At 60.7% G+C, this 17,620-nt stretch carries 15 protein-coding genes; 8 read left to right on the forward strand and 7 right to left on the reverse strand.

Annotation, left to right across the window (positions count from 1 at the left end; translation table 11 throughout):
* Positions 1–283 precede the first annotated feature (283 nt).
* Positions 284–2,098 (reverse strand): extracellular solute-binding protein, encoded by a 1,815-nt coding sequence (locus tag ACR0E6_RS03555; RefSeq protein WP_480580964.1) that lies wholly within the window; start codon positions 2,096–2,098, stop codon positions 284–286.
* Between the two features lie 299 nt (positions 2,099–2,397).
* Between ACR0E6_RS03555 and ACR0E6_RS03560 the strand changes: the two genes are divergently transcribed.
* Positions 2,398–3,171 (forward strand): 3-hydroxybutyrate dehydrogenase, encoded by a 774-nt coding sequence (locus ACR0E6_RS03560; protein WP_170450291.1) that lies wholly within the window; start codon positions 2,398–2,400, stop codon positions 3,169–3,171.
* A 64-nt stretch (positions 3,172–3,235) separates the two neighbouring features.
* Positions 3,236–4,261: a patatin-like phospholipase family protein gene (locus ACR0E6_RS03565; RefSeq protein ID WP_480580966.1), complete on the forward strand. Its 1,026-nt coding sequence runs from the start codon at positions 3,236–3,238 to the stop codon at positions 4,259–4,261.
* On the opposite strand, the gene ACR0E6_RS03570 is transcribed toward ACR0E6_RS03565, so the two are convergent.
* From ACR0E6_RS03570 to ACR0E6_RS03580, 3 genes are all read right to left on the reverse strand, one after another.
* Entirely contained in the window at positions 4,262–4,939 is a 678-nt protein-coding gene (locus ACR0E6_RS03570; protein WP_170450295.1) for a DUF502 domain-containing protein, read from the reverse strand.
* Between the two features lie 64 nt (positions 4,940–5,003).
* Complete coding sequence (locus tag ACR0E6_RS03575) at positions 5,004–5,915, reverse strand: pseudouridine-5'-phosphate glycosidase (RefSeq protein ID WP_480580968.1); 912 nt, start codon at positions 5,913–5,915, stop codon at positions 5,004–5,006.
* Positions 5,912–6,805 (reverse strand): PfkB family carbohydrate kinase, encoded by an 894-nt coding sequence (locus ACR0E6_RS03580; protein WP_170621872.1) that lies wholly within the window; start codon positions 6,803–6,805, stop codon positions 5,912–5,914. Before ACR0E6_RS03580 ends, ACR0E6_RS03575 begins: the two co-directional genes overlap by 4 nt.
* A 163-nt stretch (positions 6,806–6,968) precedes the next feature.
* Here ACR0E6_RS03580 and ACR0E6_RS03585 point away from each other — a divergent pair, with 163 nt between their 5' ends.
* The gene (locus ACR0E6_RS03585) at positions 6,969–8,072 is read left to right on the forward strand and encodes a HupE/UreJ family protein (protein ID WP_480580970.1); all 1,104 of its coding nucleotides are present in this window, start codon (positions 6,969–6,971) and stop codon (positions 8,070–8,072) included.
* On the opposite strand, the gene ACR0E6_RS03590 is transcribed toward ACR0E6_RS03585, so the two are convergent.
* Positions 8,065–8,688: a thiamine phosphate synthase gene (locus ACR0E6_RS03590; RefSeq protein WP_170629638.1), complete on the reverse strand. Its 624-nt coding sequence runs from the start codon at positions 8,686–8,688 to the stop codon at positions 8,065–8,067. The genes ACR0E6_RS03585 and ACR0E6_RS03590 overlap by 8 nt on opposite strands.
* A 162-nt stretch (positions 8,689–8,850) precedes the next feature.
* On the opposite strand from ACR0E6_RS03590, the gene ACR0E6_RS03595 reads away from it, so the two are divergent.
* The 4 genes from ACR0E6_RS03595 (at position 8,851) to ACR0E6_RS03610 (ending at position 13,637) form a co-directional block, all read left to right on the forward strand.
* Entirely contained in the window at positions 8,851–9,594 is a 744-nt protein-coding gene (locus tag ACR0E6_RS03595) for an RNA methyltransferase (protein ID WP_480580972.1), read from the forward strand.
* Positions 9,595–9,656: 62 nt separating this feature from the next.
* Entirely contained in the window at positions 9,657–10,802 is a 1,146-nt protein-coding gene (gene ctaA / locus ACR0E6_RS03600; RefSeq protein WP_480580974.1) for a heme A synthase, read from the forward strand.
* 5 nt (positions 10,803–10,807) lie between these two features.
* The gene (locus tag ACR0E6_RS03605; protein ID WP_480580976.1) at positions 10,808–12,277 is read left to right on the forward strand and encodes a carboxypeptidase M32; all 1,470 of its coding nucleotides are present in this window, start codon (positions 10,808–10,810) and stop codon (positions 12,275–12,277) included.
* 166 nt (positions 12,278–12,443) lie between these two features.
* Positions 12,444–13,637, forward strand: coding sequence for a DsbA family protein (locus tag ACR0E6_RS03610; RefSeq protein WP_480580978.1), 1,194 nt, complete (start codon positions 12,444–12,446; stop codon positions 13,635–13,637).
* Here ACR0E6_RS03610 and trhA read toward each other — a convergent pair.
* Together trhA and gyrA are read right to left on the reverse strand one after the other, a co-directional pair.
* Positions 13,634–14,296 carry a PAQR family membrane homeostasis protein TrhA gene (gene trhA / locus ACR0E6_RS03615; RefSeq protein ID WP_480580980.1) on the reverse strand — a complete coding sequence of 221 codons (663 nt, stop codon included), beginning with the start codon at positions 14,294–14,296 and terminating at the stop codon, positions 13,634–13,636. The two genes, ACR0E6_RS03610 and trhA, sit on opposite strands and share 4 nt — an antisense overlap.
* 133 nt (positions 14,297–14,429) lie before the next feature.
* Entirely contained in the window at positions 14,430–17,123 is a 2,694-nt protein-coding gene (gene gyrA, locus ACR0E6_RS03620) for a DNA gyrase subunit A (RefSeq protein WP_480582209.1), read from the reverse strand.
* 223 nt (positions 17,124–17,346) lie between these two features.
* Here gyrA and ACR0E6_RS03625 point away from each other — a divergent pair, with 223 nt between their 5' ends.
* Complete coding sequence (locus ACR0E6_RS03625; RefSeq protein WP_170450317.1) at positions 17,347–17,616, forward strand: usg protein; 270 nt, start codon at positions 17,347–17,349, stop codon at positions 17,614–17,616.
* Positions 17,617–17,620: the final 4 nt, after the last annotated feature.

Raw genomic sequence — 17,620 nt, forward strand, 5'->3', positions numbered from 1 at the left:
TAAATCGCAGTGTTGATCTGATCTGACTAACTACAAGGTATATCGGTAAATTGCGCATAGTAAAGCGTTTTGAGGCGTCAAATTGATCTTTCGCTAAGATTTGTTGGCTGCGCGGAATATAGCCGAGGGCTTCGCGCAACATACCAGATTTGGGGGTTGGTCCCGCATGTGCCAATTTTTGCCGAACCCGGTCGATTGATCGCCGGATTGAACAGCCGGGGATTGATCTGCACCCGACGTCCTTGGGTCAGTTAGCTGTCAGCAAAAGGATCACGCCGGACCGTTACTCTTCGTACCACCAGACTTCGGGCATGTACTGAGGGCCGTCGCCATAGATCGGAAGCGTCTCGGGGAACTTCAGCGCATTTACATGCGCGATGCGGCCGACATCAAAGCTCCAGATCGGGATAACATAGCGGCCGGCGGTCAGAACTCGATCCAGCGCACGGGTGGCGGCGACGAAATCTTCCCGCGACTCCGAGGCCAGCATCGCGTCGATCATCCCGTCCACGGCGGGTGAGGCGACGCCCATCAGGTTGCGTGTGCCCGGCGTATCGGCATTTTCGCTGCCCCAATACAGGCGCTGCTCATTCCCCGGTGACAGGGACAAGGCGCGGCGGAACGGGGTCACGTCGAAATCCAACTCGGACGTGCGACCGGTGTACTGTGCGCTGTCGACCTGTTCTGTCATGACCTGAATGCCCAAACGTTCCAACGCGCGGGCATAGATTTCGACGGCGGTTTCCATCTCGGCGTCGCCCTGTTGCAGCAAAACGGTCATGCGGAATGCCTCGCCGTTCTGGTTTTGCAACACGCCGCCCTGAATGGTCCATCCCGCCTCGGCCAGCAGCTTTGTCGCTTTGCGGATATTGGCGCGGTTGCGGGCCGAGCCATCCCCTTGGGGCAGGGCATAACCTTCCAGGGTGCCGGGGGTCAGGTCCGAGGCAAAAGGCTCCAGCAGCTCTTTGACCTTGCCGGTTGCCGGGCCGGGCTGCATCGCCAGATCCGAGCCCGAGAAATACGAGGTGATCCGAGGCTGCGCGCCACCGGTGATTGTGTCATTGATGAATTCGAAGTTGAACGCCAGCGTCAGCGCCTCGCGCACGCGCCAGTCGTCAAAGGGCGCTTTGCGCGTGTTCATCACAAACCCGGTCATGCCCGAGGGCTTGCCGTGCGGGATCTCGGTCTTGATCACGTCGCCGCGCTGGATGGCGGGGAAGTTGTACTGGGTGGCCCATTTGTCGGCATTGAACTCGCGCACGGCGGACAGTTCCCCGGCTTTGAACGCTTCGAACAGTACCGTGGCGTCGCCATAGAATTCGATCCGCATGTCATCCAGATTCATCGTGCCCCGGCGGAACGGGACATCATTGCCCCAGTAATCGGGGTTCCGCTTCAGGTTGACATATCGCCCGGCCTCATAGTCGTCGATCACATAGGGGCCGCTGCCGATTGGCACATCATGCAGTTGGGCGTCGGCAAAGCTGCGACCTTCCCACTGCGCCTTTTGCAGGATCGGACGCAGACCGGCGATCAGCGCAAGTTCCCGATCCGGTTCATTAAAGGTGATCCGGACAGAACGCGGGCCGGTCTGTTCGATGCTGTCGATTTTGCCCCACAGACCGCGATAGCGCAGATGCCCTTCGGTCCCGAGGGTCTGGTAGGACCAGATCACATCTTCGACAGTTACCGGGTTTCCGTCTGAAAATTCAGCCTCTTCCCGCAGTGTAAATTCGACCCAGGACCGGTCTGGTGCAGTCTCAACTGATTCGGCTAACAGCCCGTAAAGAGTGAAAGGTTCGTCCCAGGACCGGCCCATCAGGCTCTCGTGCGTCCAAAATCTAAGCTGCCAGGGCGAGGTGCCTTTTTGCACAAACGGGTTCAAGCTGTTAAAGCCGCCCGTGTTTCCAAAAACGACCCTGCCACCTTTCGGCGCATCCGGATTGGCGTAGGGCAGCGACACAAAATCCGGTGGTAGGGCCGGGTCGCCATACATAGCTATGCCATGGGCCGAATCTGCATGGGCGAAAGAGGTCGCCAAAATGCAGGCGATTCCCGCTGCGAATGGACGAAGAGGGCTTAGGAAATCCGGGCGCATTTTGGAAACAATCCTGCTCTGGCCTTATTTTGTTGGGGATCACCGTACCGATGATTTTTCTTATTTTCAAACTTTTAGCTTGGATGAAGGCACAGAATTGCTTATAAAGGTCTCACTGCTCGATAGGTTTCTTGCCTGTATGAAACCTGCCTCAATAACTTAACGCCCGCTTCGTGCGGGCGTTTTTTTTGGTCGGTTCGCGCGGTCTTACCGCGGTATTTTAGCGGCGTCTTTCCCCGTTTTCTTTGCAGGTGCAGCATGGCATGCTGTGCCCAATCTGATGCTAAGGGAGAACGGTCATGAGCCTGTCGGGCAAAACAGCAATCATTACAGGATCAAACTCGGGGATCGGGCTGGGCGTCGCGCGCGAACTGGCCAAGGCCGGGGCGGATGTGGTTCTGAACTCGTTCACCGACCGGGATGAGGATCACGCCTTGGCCGCCGAGATTGCCAAGCAGACCGGCACCAATGCGCGCTACATCAAGGCGGACATGTCGAAGGGTGACGAATGCCGGGCGCTGATCGAACAGGCCGGGACCTGCGATATTCTGGTGAACAACGCGGGTATTCAGCATGTGTCGCCAATCGATCAGTTTCCGGTCGAGAAATGGGACGCGATTATTGCAATCAACATGAACTCGGCCTTTCACACCACGGCGGCGGCCTTGCCAATGATGCGCGCAGTGGGCTGGGGGCGGGTCGTCAATATCGCCTCGGCGCACGGGCTGACGGCCTCGCCCTTCAAGGCGGCTTATGTTGCGGCCAAGCATGGGGTTGTCGGGATGACCAAAACCGTAGCGCTGGAAACCGCGCAAGAGCCGATCACCTGCAATGCGATCTGTCCCGGTTACGTGCTGACACCGCTGGTCGAGGCGCAGATTCCCGACACGATGAAGGAATACAACATGAGCCGCGAGGATGTGGTGAAGAACATTCTGCTGGAGCGGCAGCCGTCGAAAGAGTTCGCAACGGTTGAGCAATTGGGCGGAACCGTGCAGTTCCTGTGCTCGGACGCGGCGGCGCAGATCACCGGCACGACGATCTCGGTCGATGGGGGCTGGACGGCTTTGTGAGTTTCCATGGGGGCTCTGCCCCCATACCCCCGAGGTATTTTTGAACAGAAGAAGGGGCGGGGTCTTGAAACAGATCAACCTGGCATTGCAGGGCGGTGGGGCGCATGGGGCGTTTACCTGGGGGGTGCTCGACCGGTTTCTGGATGAGGAAGATATTGAGGTTGCGGCGATCACCGGAACCTCGGCGGGGGCGCTGAACGGGGCGGCGTTCAAATCCGGCATGGTGCATTCGGGCCGAGACGGCGCGCGGGCGCGGTTGGATGAGCTTTGGAAGCGGATGGGGGCCGTGGGCGATATGCGGCTGGCCAACTGGTTTCGCGGGTTGGAGCCTGCGAGCATTGCGCAGGCCATGGAGTACTCGCTGCCGTATTCCATTGGCGATGCGTGGTCGCGGATGGTGTCGCCCTATGCCTACGGGCCGTTCTATACGAACCCGCTGGAACCCGTTGTGGACCGGTTCAATTTCAAGGAAATCTGCGCCGATCAGGGGCCGCGCCTGTTTGTCTGCGCAACCTGCGTGCGCAGCGGCAAGATCCGGGTGTTCACCGGGGAGGAGATTTCGACCGATGCGATCCTCGCCTCGGCCTGTTTGCCGACGCTGTTCAAGGCGGTTGAGATTTACGACCCCGAGACGGAGCGGACCGAAGCCTATTGGGATGGGGGCTATACCGGCAACCCGGCCTTGTACCCGTTGTTTGGCGATGATTTGCCGGATGATGTGGTGATCGTGAATATCAACCCGCTGGAGCGCGATGAACTGCCGGTGACGCCGCAGCAGATTCAAAACCGGATTAATGAGATCAGCTTTAACTCATCCCTGTTCCGCGAGTTGCGGGCGATCAATTTCGTTCAGCGATTGCTGGAGGAGGGCAAGCTGAAGGCCGGAGAGATGAGCCGCGTTCTGGTGCATATGATTGCGGATAACGAACTGATGAACAGCCTGTCGGTTGCCACCAAGACGGTGCCCAACCCGGTGATCCTGCATAAGCTGAAACAAGCGGGTCGTGACGCCGCAGACGGGTTCTTAAGGCGCCACAAATCGGACTTGGGCCAGAACAGTACGGTTGATCTGCCCGCGATGTTCGGCTGATCACTCGGGCGGCTGGGTCGGGTCTTTTTCGTTGGGATAGACCAGACCGGCCGAGATCACCAGTTTCGCGGCGTCTTCGATGCTCATGTCCAGCAGGATGACGTCTTCGGCTGGAAAGAACAGCAAAAAGCCCGAGGTCGGGTTGGGTGTGGTCGGGATAAACACGCTCAGCAGATCGCCGCCGGTTTCCGCGCGGGTGCTGACCTCTCCCTTCGCGGTCGTCGATACGAAGCCGATGGCCCAGATGCCACGGCGCGGATATTGCACCAGGCAGGCTTTTTCAAAGGACCGCTCGGTCTGGGCAAAGACCGTTTCCGAGATCTGTTTGATGCCGGAATAGATCGACCGCACGATGGGCATCCGGTTCACCAGACTTTCGGTGAACGAGATGAAGGACCGGCCCAGAATACCCTTGGCCACCCAGCCGACCAGTACGGTGAACACCAGGAAGATGATAACGCCGACGCCGCGCAGGTTGATGCCCACATATTGTTCGGGCCGGAATTGCTGTGGCACCAGCGGCAGAACGGCGCTGTCGATCCAGCCGACAACGGACCAGATCAGCCACACGGTCAACCAGACCGGAGCAATGACGACGATCCCTGTCAGGAACGACGCGCGCAGGCGCGAAAACAGGCCGGGGCGGCGGTGGGGTTCTTCGTCAAACGGTGTATTCATTACAGGTCCGGGTGATTTGCGGAATTAGTTAAGCAGTCCAACGCGCCCGTGCAATAGGGCGGAGTTACACACCGTTTGCCAACGCTTTAGCGATGTTCGCCGCCAAACGGGCGTTGTTGCGGACCAATGCGATATTGGCGGTTAGCGAGCGGCCCTGGGTCTTTTCAAAGATCCGTTGCAGCAGATACGGCGTCACGGCTTTGCCGGTGATCCGGTGGGTTTCGGCATCGCCTTGCGCGGCGGCGATGATCGGGGCCAGCTCGTCGGCCGGGATCTGGTCGGCTGCGGGGATCGGGTTGGCGACCAGTTGGCCACCGGGCAGCCCCAGCGCGCGGCGGGTGGCGTGGGCTTTGGCGATGGCCTCGGCACTGTCCATTCGCAGGGGCGCAGCGTAGGGGGATTTCGCAGACCAGAAGGCGGGGAATTCGTCCTGCCCATAGGCGATCACCGGGACGCCCAGAGTTTCCAGAACTTCCAGCGTTTTGGCCAGATCTAGAATGGCCTTGGCCCCTGCAGCCACCACTGTAACCGGCGTTTGGCCAAGCTCGTGCAAATCGGCGGAAATGTCGAACGAGGTTTCGGCACCCTGATGCACGCCGCCAATGCCACCGGTGGCAAACACCTCGATCCCCGCATATTGTGCGGCGATCATGGTGGCGGCGACTGTGGTGGCCCCGGTGCCCCCGGTTGCGATACAGGCGGCCATATCCGCGCGTGAGAGTTTGGCGACGCCCTGCGCCTGACCCAAAGATTGCAACTGATCGGGTTCCAGTCCGACATGCAGCACGCCTTCGATCACCGCCATGGTGGCCGGAACGGCCCCGGCGTCGCGGATGTCCTTTTCCACCTGGGCTGCGACCTCGACATTCTGCGGGTAGGGCATGCCATGGGTGATGATGGTGCTTTCCAGCGCCACGATGGGCTGGCCTGCGTCTTTGGCGGCGCGGACCTCGGCTGAGTAGTGGATGTTGATCACAGGGGAGTTTCTCCGGAAACGTAAGTTGCGGCGGCGTTCAGCGCGCGGGTCAGGGCCGTCTGTTCGTCGGCACCGCCCGCTTCTGAGGCGATATGGGCGGCCATGAAGGTGTCACCTGCGCCAGTGACGCGGGTTACCAGAACCGAGGGCGGGGTTTGGGTCAGAACACCCGACGACGAGCCGACGGTGGCCGAGTTGCCCCCGTCTGTCACCAGCACGCGCAGCGCGCCCCGGTCCAGAAGGCCCTTGGCGGCGGATTCGGAATCGGCAAACTCGCGCTGGCAGAGCAGACCGGCCTCTTCCAGATTGACATACAGCGTCGCGCGGGCGTGTTTCAGGAAGGGCAGCAGGCGCTCGGCCTTGCCGGGCGAGGCGGGGGCGACCCTCAGGTCGGCTTTGCCAAAGGCCGGGCTTTGCGCGATCTCTTCCAGCAGGTTCAGCGTCAGGTTGCCGTCCAGCGCAATCGGGCCTTCGAAGGGGGTGTTTTCGTATCCCAGCGGACCATGCATCAGGGGGCGCAGGATCTTGGCCCCTGCAGCCTCAAGCGAGTGTGCATCGGCAATGGCGGCGATCAACCCGTTGGCCCCTTCGACGGCCATATAGCGGTCGGTGGGCAGGTCCTGCGAGCGATAGATATGTTCAGTCACCATTCCCAGCCGTGCGCAGGAATTGACCAACTCGTCCCCCTCGGGGTCGCGGCCAATGGCGGTCAGCAGGGTCGGGGTCATGCCAAAGCGCACCAGCGTCATGGCGATGTTCATGGCAACGCCACCGGGCAGGCGGGTGATCCGGCCCGGCACGTCCGATCCCTGCCGCATGGCGCTGGCCGACCGCCCGATCACGTCCCACAGGACCGAACCGATACACAGGATGTCGCTGTTCTGAGTCATGCCGCTGTCATGCCGCAGCACCGGGGGCCTTGCAAGTCCGAACGTTAACGCCAACACAGATAAACCGCCTGTGCTGTGCGTTCAGGCTTGCGATCTGATGCGTTCGGCGGGAAACTCGGCCCGGTATGATTTGTGATTTGATTTCTATTGCAGAGCGTTGCGCATGAGCGGCTTTTTCCGCCTGATGATGGGTCTGATGCTGTTGGCGATGCCCGTCCAAGCCCAGACCCCGCCGCCGACGATTGTCGAGTTCTGGACCAAGGCAGACAGCCTGTTTCTTGAAATCACCCTGAACGCCGAGATGTTTCTGGCGGGGATTGATCCTGAAACCCATCCTGACCTGACCGACAATGCTGGCTACCGGGCGCTACGCCAAAGGGTCTCGTCCGAGTTGGAGCCCGAGGTCCGCGCGTTTGTCACCGACTGGAAGGCGCGCTTGCAGGTTGAGGCCGGTGGCCCGGTCGTTCTGGCCTATGAAGGGGTGCGCATTCCCGTTGTCGGCGATACCGCCAACCCCCGGGTTTCAAGGCTGTTGCTGACAGCGCCCTTGCCGAATGGGGCGTCCAATTTGCGCCTGACATGGCCTGCGGGTCATGGGCCGGTTGTTTTGAAACAGCAACAGGTGGCCGCCCCTTACACCGGTTATCTCATGGCCGGAGAATCCAGTCCTTCGATCCCATTGCAAGGCGGCGCGGCCCTCAGCCCTGAACAGGCGGTGCAGGTGTTCTTCCCCAAAGGGTTTTCGCGTATCGTGCCCAACGGTTTGCAAGAGATCGCGCTGGTTCTGGCCTTGGTTTTTCTGTCCCTGACACTGCGCGCAGTAATCGCCCAGATGGTGTTCCTGTCGATCGGATTGGTCTTCGGACTGGCGCTTTCGGTTTACGGAGCGTTGGGGCTGTCACCATTTGTAGCCTCTATCGCCCTCACATCCGCCATCGTCATTCTGGGGCTCTGGAACCTGATCCTGAGGCGTCTTCACGTCTTTCGATTACTGGCGGTTTTTGCTGCCGGTTTGCTTCTGGGCAACGTGCTCAGCGCCTCCGTGATCGCGATTGGCGTGCCGCCCGATCACCTGCCACCCGCCATCCTGGGATTTGCCGGGGGTGCGGTGGCTGCACTCAGCGCGGTTGCGGCGGCAGGCTATGCCGGTGCTGCCCTGATCTCTGGCGGGTCGCATCGGATGCGAGGCCGGGTATCGGTTCTGGCCTCGATCCTGATTGCGGGTGTCGGGGTCTATTGGATGGTCGCGCCGTGGATGCTTAGCTAGGCATGTGGGCCAATAGCGCGTTCAGCGCGGCCAACGGATCCTCGGCTGACCAGATTTCATCGCCGATGCCGAAGAAATCGGTGCAGGGCGACAGGTCGCGGATCAGGTCGGGGGTCAGGCCGCCCTCGGCCACAACGGGAACTTCGATCATCTCGGACCACCACTGGAACAGGTCCCTTTCAGCCAGCGTACCATCGCCCAACGACGACGTGCCGACCGGGCCAAAGGCGACGTAATCGACGCCAGCCTCGCCAGCGGTCATTCCGTCATGGCTGGACGCCCCGCAGAAACTGCCGACAATCGCGTCCGCGCCCAGTTCCTTGCGGGCCGCACGCACGGACCGGGCGGCATCATCCAGATGTACCCCGTCCAGCCCCAGCCGTTGCGCCAGCAGCACGTGGTTCGAGATTACGATGGCCACGTCGCGCGCATGGGCCACCTCGCGGCAGGCATCGGCAGCGCGGGCGATGGTGTCCTCGTCATTGCCGGCCAGCGCCAGACGAATGCACGCGATCTCGGCCCCGTCCAGCACCCGCGCCAACTGGTCCGGATAGGTGCTGAGCGTGATGGTCGGCGGTGTGATCAGATAAATCTGCGGCTGCTCGGGGGTGTCCATTGGCGCGTCCTTCGCTTTCAGTCTTTGGCGCGGTTTAGCGGATTGCGGCGGGGAAGCAAACTTTTAAGCCTGCCGAGCGGGTATTTGGGAACAGAAGAAGAGGATCGGGTTGCTCTGTCAAAGCTGGCGGATTAGAGCGGGCGGAGTTTTTCGGAGACAGCCATGCCCAGCGATACATCCCAGCCTTCCTTCGTGCTTGTGCGCCCGCAGATGGGTGAAAACATCGGCGCCGCCGCGCGGGCGATGTGGAATTTCGGGCTGGACCGGATGCGGATCGTGGCCCCGCGCGACGGGTGGCCGAACCCCAAGGCGGTGGCGATGTCCAGCGGGGCGGGGCGGCTGCTGGACGAGGCGCAGCTGTTCGATGATCTGGCAGGCGCGCTGGCCGACAGTACATTCGTATTCGCCACCACGGCGCGGCAGCGCGGGTTGACCAAACCGGTCTACAGCCCGGAACGCGCCATGCAGGTCGCGGCCCAGAAGGTGGCGGCGGGTGAAAAGGTCACCGTTTTGTTCGGCCCCGAACGGGCAGGGCTTGAGAATGAAGATATCGCCAAGGCAAACGCCATCATCTCGGTGCCGGTGAACCCGGAATATGCCTCGCTGAACCTTGGGCAATGTGTCTTGCTGACCGCTTATGAGTGGATGCGCCAGACCGGCGATGTGGTGCATGAAGCCACCGATTTGGGCAAGGGCGACTGGGCCACCGGCATCGAGGTCGAGAAACTGGTCGAGCATTACGAAGATCGGCTGGAAGAGGCCGGGTTCTTCTATCCGCCCGAAAAGGCCGACGGCATGAAGACCAACCTGCGCAACCTTTGGTCGCGGATGCGCATGACGCGGGCCGATGTGCAGATGTTGCACGGGATCATGCGGCAGATGGTCCGTTGGAAAGATAAGGGCTGAGGCTGGACCTCGCCCGTCAGTGGCCCTAGCTTGCGACGAAATCCAGGACACATGAGGACAGCATGAGCGCCAAGCGCAGCATCTTCGAAGACGTCTCAGACAGCGAAAAACAACAAGCCGTGCAGCCGGGTATGATCGACAAGGGACGCGGTGGCGCGCGCAAGGCGATCCGCGCCTGGCTGATGATCCTGTTCGCCTTGGTCGTTGTAATGATCGCCGTGGGCGGGTTGACCCGTTTGACCGACAGCGGCTTGTCGATCACCGAGTGGCGTCCAATCACCGGGGCGATCCCGCCGATGACCGAGGCCGACTGGCAGGCGGAATTCGACAAATACAAGCAGATCGACCAGTGGCGCATCCAGAACCAGTGGATGCAACTGAGCGATTTTCAGTTCATCTATTGGTGGGAGTGGGGCCATCGACAGTTGGGTCGCCTGATTGGTCTGGTCTGGGCGCTTGGCTTCTTCGGCTTCCTTGTCGCCCGCAAAATCCCGACCGGCTGGACCGGCAAGTTGCTGATCCCCGGCGCTTTGGGTGGTGTTCAGGGCGCGGTCGGCTGGTGGATGGTCGCCTCGGGCGTCACGCAGGGTGAGGGGATGACCGCCGTCGCCAGCTATCGCCTAGCGGTGCATCTGGGACTGGCCTTTGTGATCCTGGGCTTCCTGGCCTGGTACATCTTTGAACTTGGGCGCGAGGAACGCGACCTGATGCAGGCCCGCCGCGCGAAAGAGGCGAAACTGTTCTCGCTGTCGACCGGCCTGCTGCATTTCACCTTTTTGCAAATACTCATTGGCGCGCTGGTCGCCGGGATCGATGCCGGGCGGTCTTTCACCGATTGGCCGCTGATCGGCGGGCAGCTTCTGCCACCGGATGCAACCGCAATAGACCCCCTGTGGCGCAATTTCTTTGAAAGCCCCGGATTGGTGCAGTTCATCCATCGCTGCGCCGGGTATCTGCTGTTCATCTTCGCGATCATCGTCTGGCGGCGCGGCCAGACCAGTGCGCATCCGCAAACCCGGTTCGCCTTCAACGCGGCCTTTGCGGCGCTGTCGCTACAGGTCGTGGTTGGTGTCATCACCGTGCTGTATGCCGCGCCATGGCAGATCGCGATCTTCCACCAGTTCATGGCCGTCGTGGTCTGGACTCTGATCCTGCGCGCCCGCTTCCTGAGCGGCTATCCCATTGCAACTTCAATTCGTGGAGCCTGAGCCCGATGACTGCCTTTGACGACCTGATGGCCTTTCAACGCGAAACCTCGGCCCTTGGGCAGATCGCTGGCCGCCTAGGCTGGGATCAGGAAACGGTGATGCCGCGCGGGGCCGCGCCCCAACGGGCCGAGGAAATGGCCGCGATCGAGGCGGTTCTGCATGCCCGACGGTCCGACCCGCGTGTGGCGGAATGGCTGGAGCAGGCCGAAGCTTTGGACACAGCAGGTCAGGCACAGCTACGCGAAATCCGCCGGTCCTATGAGCGTACCGTCAAAGTGCCCGCCGATCTGGCGAAAGCCATCGCCCGTGTCACTTCGGCAGCGCAGGGAAAATGGGCACAGGCGCGCGCGGATGAGGACGTGTCAGCCTTCCTTCCGGTTCTGGAAGAGGTCGTGACCCTGAAACGCGAAGAAGGTGCCGCTCTGGCGCAGGGCGGCGACATCTACGACGCGATGGTCGAGGATTACGAGCCCTACACAACCGGCGCACAGATTGCGGCGATCTTCGATCAGATGCGCCCGCGTTTGGTGGCGTTGCGCGCGGCCGTTCTGGACAAGCCTGCGCCGCAGGCGCTGGCCGGTACGTTTGACGAGGCGGCCCAGATGCGCGTTTCGCAGACCCTGGCGCTGGCGTTTGGATACGACCTGAACCGGGGCAGGGTGGACAAGGCGGTGCACCCGTTCAGCTCGGGCAGCGGATCGGATGTGCGGATCACCACACGCACCAGCGAAACGGACCCGTTCAACTGCTTCTACTCGACCATTCATGAGGTCGGACACGCCGCCTATGAGCAAGGGATCGACCCGGCCTATGCGCTGACCCCATTGGGAAGCGGCGTGTCTATGGGCGTACATGAAAGCCAAAGCCGGATTTATGAAAACCAGATTGGCCGGTCGCGTGCGTTTACCGGATGGCTCTACACCCAAATGCGCGACGCGTTCGGGGATTTCGGGATCGCAGATGCCGATGCATTCTATGCCACGGTGAACCGCGTCCATAACGGCTATATCCGGACAGAAGCGGACGAGGTGCAGTATAACCTACACATCATGCTGCGCTTCGACCTGGAACGCGCGCTGATGGCCGGAGACCTTCAGGTCAGCGATCTGGAAGCCGCGTGGAATGACCGCTTCAAGGCCGATTTCGGTTATGCTGTCGACAAACCTTCGAACGGCTGCCTGCAGGACGTCCATTGGTCGGTTGGCCTGTTCGGCTATTTCCCGACCTACTCGCTGGGCAACGTTTATGCCGGGTGTCTGTATCAGGCCCTGCGCAACGCGGTGCCGGGGCTGGATGGTCAACTGGCCGAAGGGGACACCTCGGGCGCGACCACTTGGCTGCGCGAAAGCGTGCAGCAATACGGGGGGCTTTTCGCCCCGCGCGAGATCATCCGGCGCGCCAGCGGGGTCGAGCCGGGGCCGGAGCCCTTATTGGCTTATCTGGAGCAGAAATTCGGGGCGCTTTACGGGCTCTGACGATCTGCCGTCACGTTGTTGTGTGACAGCGTGGCGTTTGGCGCTGTGGTGCGTAAACTGGACATGTCCAAGCCACTTTGATCGCCGGTTCTGCGTGAAAACACAGATTAAATCCCACTTGGCTGCCGCCATAACCAGCGGCAATCTGCAATCGGCGCGCAGAGGCGTGGCAGAGCTTCGACGCAAGCTGCGCGGTGCAGAGCATGAGGTGCATTATTTTCATGATGTCGCCGATCCCTATTGCTATCTGACCGCGCAGATCCTGCCCGAATTTCAGGAGCGCTATCGCGTTAAACTGTGCATTCATGTGATCTCTGGCCCGCATTCGGATGCGATCCCCGCGCCCACGGAACATCGGCAAAACGCCCTGATGGATGCAGGGCGTCTGGCCCGCCGGATCGGGCTGGATGCGCCGCAGGAACCGGCGGCAAAGAAGGTGGAAACCGCAAAGCGCCTTCTTGCAGATGCTTTAGGAAAACCTGACGCCGCAGAACGCCTGCGTGCTGTCACCGCAGGCGTTTGGGGCAGGGAGACTATGCCCGACGACGGTGGCGTGGATCCCGGGCAGGCGATGGAGGTCGGCGACCAAAAACTCGCCGCGATGGGACATTACCTGGGTGGAACGTTTTACTATGGCGGCGAATGGTATTGGGGCGTTGATCGGCTGCACTATCTGGAGGACCGGCTTTCGCAGCTACACCTGCGTCAGGGTGATGCGCCGGTAGCGCCCTTGAAAGAAAACGCGCGGCTACCGAACATTCAGGGCAGTATGGAGCTGGAGTTCTTTTTCTCATTCCGCAGCCCATATTCCTACCTGGCTTTTGACCGCGTTGTTGATCTTGCCAACCGCTACAACGCTCGCCTGATCCTGCGCCCCGTTCTGCCGATGCTGATGCGGGGGCTGCCGGTACCCAAGCTCAAGTCCGGCTACATCCTTGGCGATTGTGCGCGTGAAGCGCGCAGAATGAAGATCCCGTTTGGTCGAATTTGTGATCCTTTGGGGCCTGGCGTCGAACGCGGGTACGCTTTGTTCGACCATGCCGAGGATCTTGATCGGTTGGCGACCTACTGCTCGACCTTCATGCGTCTGGTCTGGTCCGAGGGAGTGGACGCAGCCTCCGACAAGGGTATGGCGCGAATTGCGGGCGCCAGTGGTCTGGATTGGGGGGCCGCGCGTCAGGCTCTGGCCACTCAAACATGGCACGACCGGGTTGAGAAAAACCAAAGCAGACTGCAAGAGATTGGTCTGTGGGGCGTTCCCAGTTTCTACGTAGCCGGTCAGGCGATTTGGGGGCAGGATCGGTTATGGGCTGTGGAGGATTTGCTGCGGGCTCAAGGGTCGGGCACGGGTGGACGCTAGACCACCTGAACCAATTCGATCCGCGCGGCAACGGCGGCAAAGAACAGGACGCTGCCGACCAGCACAAACATATGCCAGATCGTGTTGTGGAACGGCAACCAATCCAGCAGATAGAATGCGACGCCCGCGGTGTAGACCAGCCCTCCGGCGATCATCAGTGTGATGACTGTGGGCGATAGCTCAGCCAGCATCGATTGACCGGCCCAGACGGCGGCCCAGCCCATGAGCAAATAAAGCGCCAATCCGAACCAGCGGAATCGGTTCGGGTCAAACATCTTCAGCGCCGATCCCAGGGTTGCCGAAAACCAAAGCCCGATCAGCAGCCCCGTTGGTTGCGTACCCGACAACAGCAGGAACGGCGTGTAGGTGCCCGCGATTTTGACGTAAATACCCGAATGGTCGAGGCGGCGCAGGAACGCGCTCCAATCGTCGTGTTCGATCATGTTGTAAAGCGCTGAGAAGGTCAGCATCAAAACCAGCGTCACGCCATAGATCGACGCGCCCAGAACGGCCACTGGGTCCGATCGGTAGTAGATCGTCAGGATGATCAGCATCGGCACGGCGATCAGGGCGGACGACACGCCAAGCACATGGATCACACCATCGCTTACGCGCTCGGCGCGGCTGTAGGCGGGGCGGATATGGGCAAAGGACCACATGTTAAGAAAGCTAGGCCTCGGATTGGCCTCGGGCAAGCGCGCCAAACGGGCGCTTGCCGATAACGTGATCCAGAACGGCAAAACGCCCGCAAGAACGGGAGCTTTGTTTCATAAGTGTTGGAAAATGTGAGGGTTACTCCTCGGTTTCCTCATCCCCTTGGTCTGCAATCCAGGCGACCGAGACAACCTCTTCCCCCTTGCCGGTGTTGAATACCCGCACGCCACCCGCGCTGCGCGAGCGGAAGGAAATGCCATCGACCGGAACCCGGATCGATTGGCCCTTGGAGGTCGCCAGCATGATCTGATCGTCGATTTCGACCGGGAAGGACGCCACCAGTTCGCCGCCGCGCATAGCCTTGTCCATCGCCGCCACGCCCATGCCGCCACGTCCACGCACCGGGTAGTCGTGGCTGGAGCTCAGCTTGCCTGCGCCGCCGGTGGTGATGGTCAGGATCAGGTTCTCGGCCGCCGACATCTCGGCATAGCGTTCCTGCGTGATCACGCCGGGGGCTGCTTCGTCCTCATCGGTCTCGCCATCGTCCGCGATACCCGCCACGGCGCGGCGCATCTTGAGGTAAGCGGCGCGTTCATCCGGGTCAGCCTCGAAATGGCGGATTACGGACATCGAGACCACGCGGTCACCATTGGTCAGCTTGATACCACGCACACCGGTAGATTCGCGCGAGTTGAAGACCCGCACATCGGTGGTGCGGAAGCGGATCGCGCGGCCCGAATTGGTGACCAGCATCACGTCTTCATCTTCCGAACAGATGCGCGCGTTTACCAGTTCCACATCCTCTGGCAGTTTCATCGCGATCTTGCCGTTGCGGCGGACATTGGTGAAGTCCGACAGACGGTTGCGGCGTACGTCTCCGGCGCTGGTGGCAAAGACGATTTGCAGGTTTTCCCATTCCTCATCCGGCACATCCACCGGCATGATCGCCGCGATGGAAACCCCGGTCGGGATCGGCAGGATGTTGACGATCGCCTTGCCCTTACCTGTCCGGCTGGACTGCGGCAGACGCCAGGTCTTGAGCTTGTAGACCATGCCTTCGGTGGTGAAGAACAGCAGCTGCGTATGGGTGTTCGCCACGAAGAGGTTGGTGACCACATCCTCTTCCTTGGTCTGCATCCCCGACAGGCCCTTGCCGCCACGCTTTTGCGCGCGGAAATCGGCCAGCGGCGTGCGCTTGATGTAACCGCCCGAGGTGACGGTGACGACCATATCCTCACGCTCGATCAGGTCCTCATCTTCCATATCGCCGGACCAGTCGACAATCTCGGTGCGGCGGGGTACGGCGAATTGCTCACGCACACTGCGCAGCTCATCACCGATGATCGACATAATGCGCTCGCGCGAGGACAGAATATCCAGGTATTCCTTGATCTTGGCGGCCAGTTCTTCCAGCTCGTCCGTGACCTCTTTGACGCCCAGTTGGGTCAGGCGCTGCAGGCGCAGGTCGAGGATGGCGCGGGCCTGAACTTCGGTCAGGTTATAGGTGCCGTCGTCGTTCATCTTGGACAGAGGATCGTCGATCAGGCGCAGATAGCCTTCGATCTCGGAGGCTGGCCAACGGCGGGTCATCAGTTTTTCGCGCGCCTCGGCGGCATCAGCCGACGAGCGGATGGTGGCGACCACTTCATCCACGTTTGACACAGCCACAGCCAGACCACACAGGATATGGCTGCGTTCCCGCGCCTTGCGCAGGTCGTAGGCGGTGCGGCGGGCGACAACATCCTCGCGGAAGTCGATGAACGAGGTCAGGAACCGGCGCAGGGTCAGTTGCTCGGGGCGGCCACCGTTCAGGGCCAGCATGTTGCAGCCGAACGAGGTCTGCATTGGTGAAAAGCGGTAAAGCTGGTTCAGCACCACCTCTGGTGTTGCATCGCGCTTCAGCTCGACCACGACGCGCACGCCGTTGCGGTCGGATTCGTCCTGAACGTGGGCCACGCCTTCGATCCGCTTCTCGCGCACGGCCTCGGCGATCTTTTCGATCATCGCGGCCTTGTTCACCTGATAGGGGATTTCGTCCACGATGATGGCATAGCGATCCTTGCGGATTTCCTCGGTGCGGGTCTTGGCGCGGATGATGACGCTGCCGCGCCCCTCAAGATATGCCTTGCGGGCACCGGACCGGCCCAGCATCACGCCGCCAGTCGGAAAATCGGGGCCGGGGACGTATTCGATCAGTTGCTCGGATGTCAGGTCCGGATCGTCGATCAGCGCCAGCGTGGCATCGACCACCTCGCCCAGGTTATGCGGCGGGATGTTGGTTGCCATACCCACGGCGATACCACCGGCACCATTGACCAGCATGTTGGGGAAACGGGCGGGCAGGACGGTTGGTTCGCGGTCCTTGCCGTCATAGTTGTCCTGAAAATCGACCGTGTCTTTTTCGATATCGGCCAGCAGCGAGGCGGCGGGCTTGTCCATCCGAACTTCGGTATAACGCATCGCCGCCGGGTTATCGCCGTCCATCGAGCCAAAGTTGCCCTGACCATCCAGCAGCGGCAAAGACATCGAGAAATCCTGCGCCATCCGCACCAGCGCGTCATAGATAGCTGAGTCCCCGTGCGGGTGGTATTTACCCATCACGTCGCCAACCGGACGGGCCGATTTGCGATACGCCTTGTCATGGGTGTTCCCGGTTTCGTGCATGGCGTACAAAATCCGCCGATGCACCGGTTTCAGCCCGTCGCGCAGATCGGGGATCGCGCGGGAAACGATGACCGACATGGCATAGTCCAAGTAGGACGTGCGCATCTCGGATTCGATAGAGACCGTCGGGCCGTCATACACTGGGCGCTCGGGCGGGGTTTCGTCCATGTTTTCAGGGATTTCTGGCGTATCGCTCACGTAAACTGCTCGTCCTTAGTGCAGACTCTATATTTTGTGGTTACATCCTATCAGACCCGGCACATAAGGTGCAAGCAAGCAACGAATCTTGCCCGGAAATTCCGAAGTAACACTCAAGTAACATCTTGTTATCCAAGTATTAGGCAGTTTCGGTGTTACTTTGAAGAGACCTTGCACGGAATTGGAGGTCTGAATGGAGCAGAGCGAAACGGAATTGATGCTAAAGGGATACGGGCTGACGACGGCAGAGTTTTTCTATCACATGCCCGACTATATCCACGTCCTGAACACGTTTATCTGGCAGGAATATGATCTGGCCCCGGATCACCCGAAACTGTTTGAATTCATCGATTTTTGGCAGCGTGAGATCGAAGGTCCGCTGCACTCGGTCAAGTTCACCCATCGCAAGATGATCGCGCCTGGCGAATGGCGCAACATGGTGGGTGAGTTTCGCGTGAATTAACGGC

The organism is Ruegeria sp. AP12 (assembly GCF_056540025.1).

What these genes read in the sequence shown, in the direction of transcription:
- ACR0E6_RS03580 (WP_170621872.1), bottom strand. Translation starts at nt 6,805, where the DNA reads ATGACTCAGAACAGCGACATCCTGTGTATCGGTTCGGTCCTGTGGGAC.
- ACR0E6_RS03570 (WP_170450295.1), bottom strand. Translation starts at nt 4,939, where the DNA reads ATGAATACACCGTTTGACGAAGAACCCCACCGCCGCCCCGGCCTGTTT.
- trhA (WP_480580980.1), bottom strand. Translation starts at nt 14,296, where the DNA reads ATGTGGTCCTTTGCCCATATCCGCCCCGCCTACAGCCGCGCCGAGCGC.
- ACR0E6_RS03625 (WP_170450317.1), top strand. Translation starts at nt 17,347, where the DNA reads ATGGAGCAGAGCGAAACGGAATTGATGCTAAAGGGATACGGGCTGACG.
- ACR0E6_RS03585 (WP_480580970.1), top strand. Translation starts at nt 6,969, where the DNA reads ATGAGCGGCTTTTTCCGCCTGATGATGGGTCTGATGCTGTTGGCGATG.
- ACR0E6_RS03560 (WP_170450291.1), top strand. Translation starts at nt 2,398, where the DNA reads ATGAGCCTGTCGGGCAAAACAGCAATCATTACAGGATCAAACTCGGGG.
- ACR0E6_RS03605 (WP_480580976.1), top strand. Translation starts at nt 10,808, where the DNA reads ATGACTGCCTTTGACGACCTGATGGCCTTTCAACGCGAAACCTCGGCC.
- gyrA (WP_480582209.1), bottom strand. Translation starts at nt 17,123, where the DNA reads ATGGACGAAACCCCGCCCGAGCGCCCAGTGTATGACGGCCCGACGGTC.
- ACR0E6_RS03590 (WP_170629638.1), bottom strand. Translation starts at nt 8,688, where the DNA reads ATGGACACCCCCGAGCAGCCGCAGATTTATCTGATCACACCGCCGACC.
- ctaA (WP_480580974.1), top strand. Translation starts at nt 9,657, where the DNA reads ATGAGCGCCAAGCGCAGCATCTTCGAAGACGTCTCAGACAGCGAAAAA.
- ACR0E6_RS03595 (WP_480580972.1), top strand. Translation starts at nt 8,851, where the DNA reads ATGCCCAGCGATACATCCCAGCCTTCCTTCGTGCTTGTGCGCCCGCAG.
- ACR0E6_RS03555 (WP_480580964.1), bottom strand. Translation starts at nt 2,098, where the DNA reads ATGCGCCCGGATTTCCTAAGCCCTCTTCGTCCATTCGCAGCGGGAATC.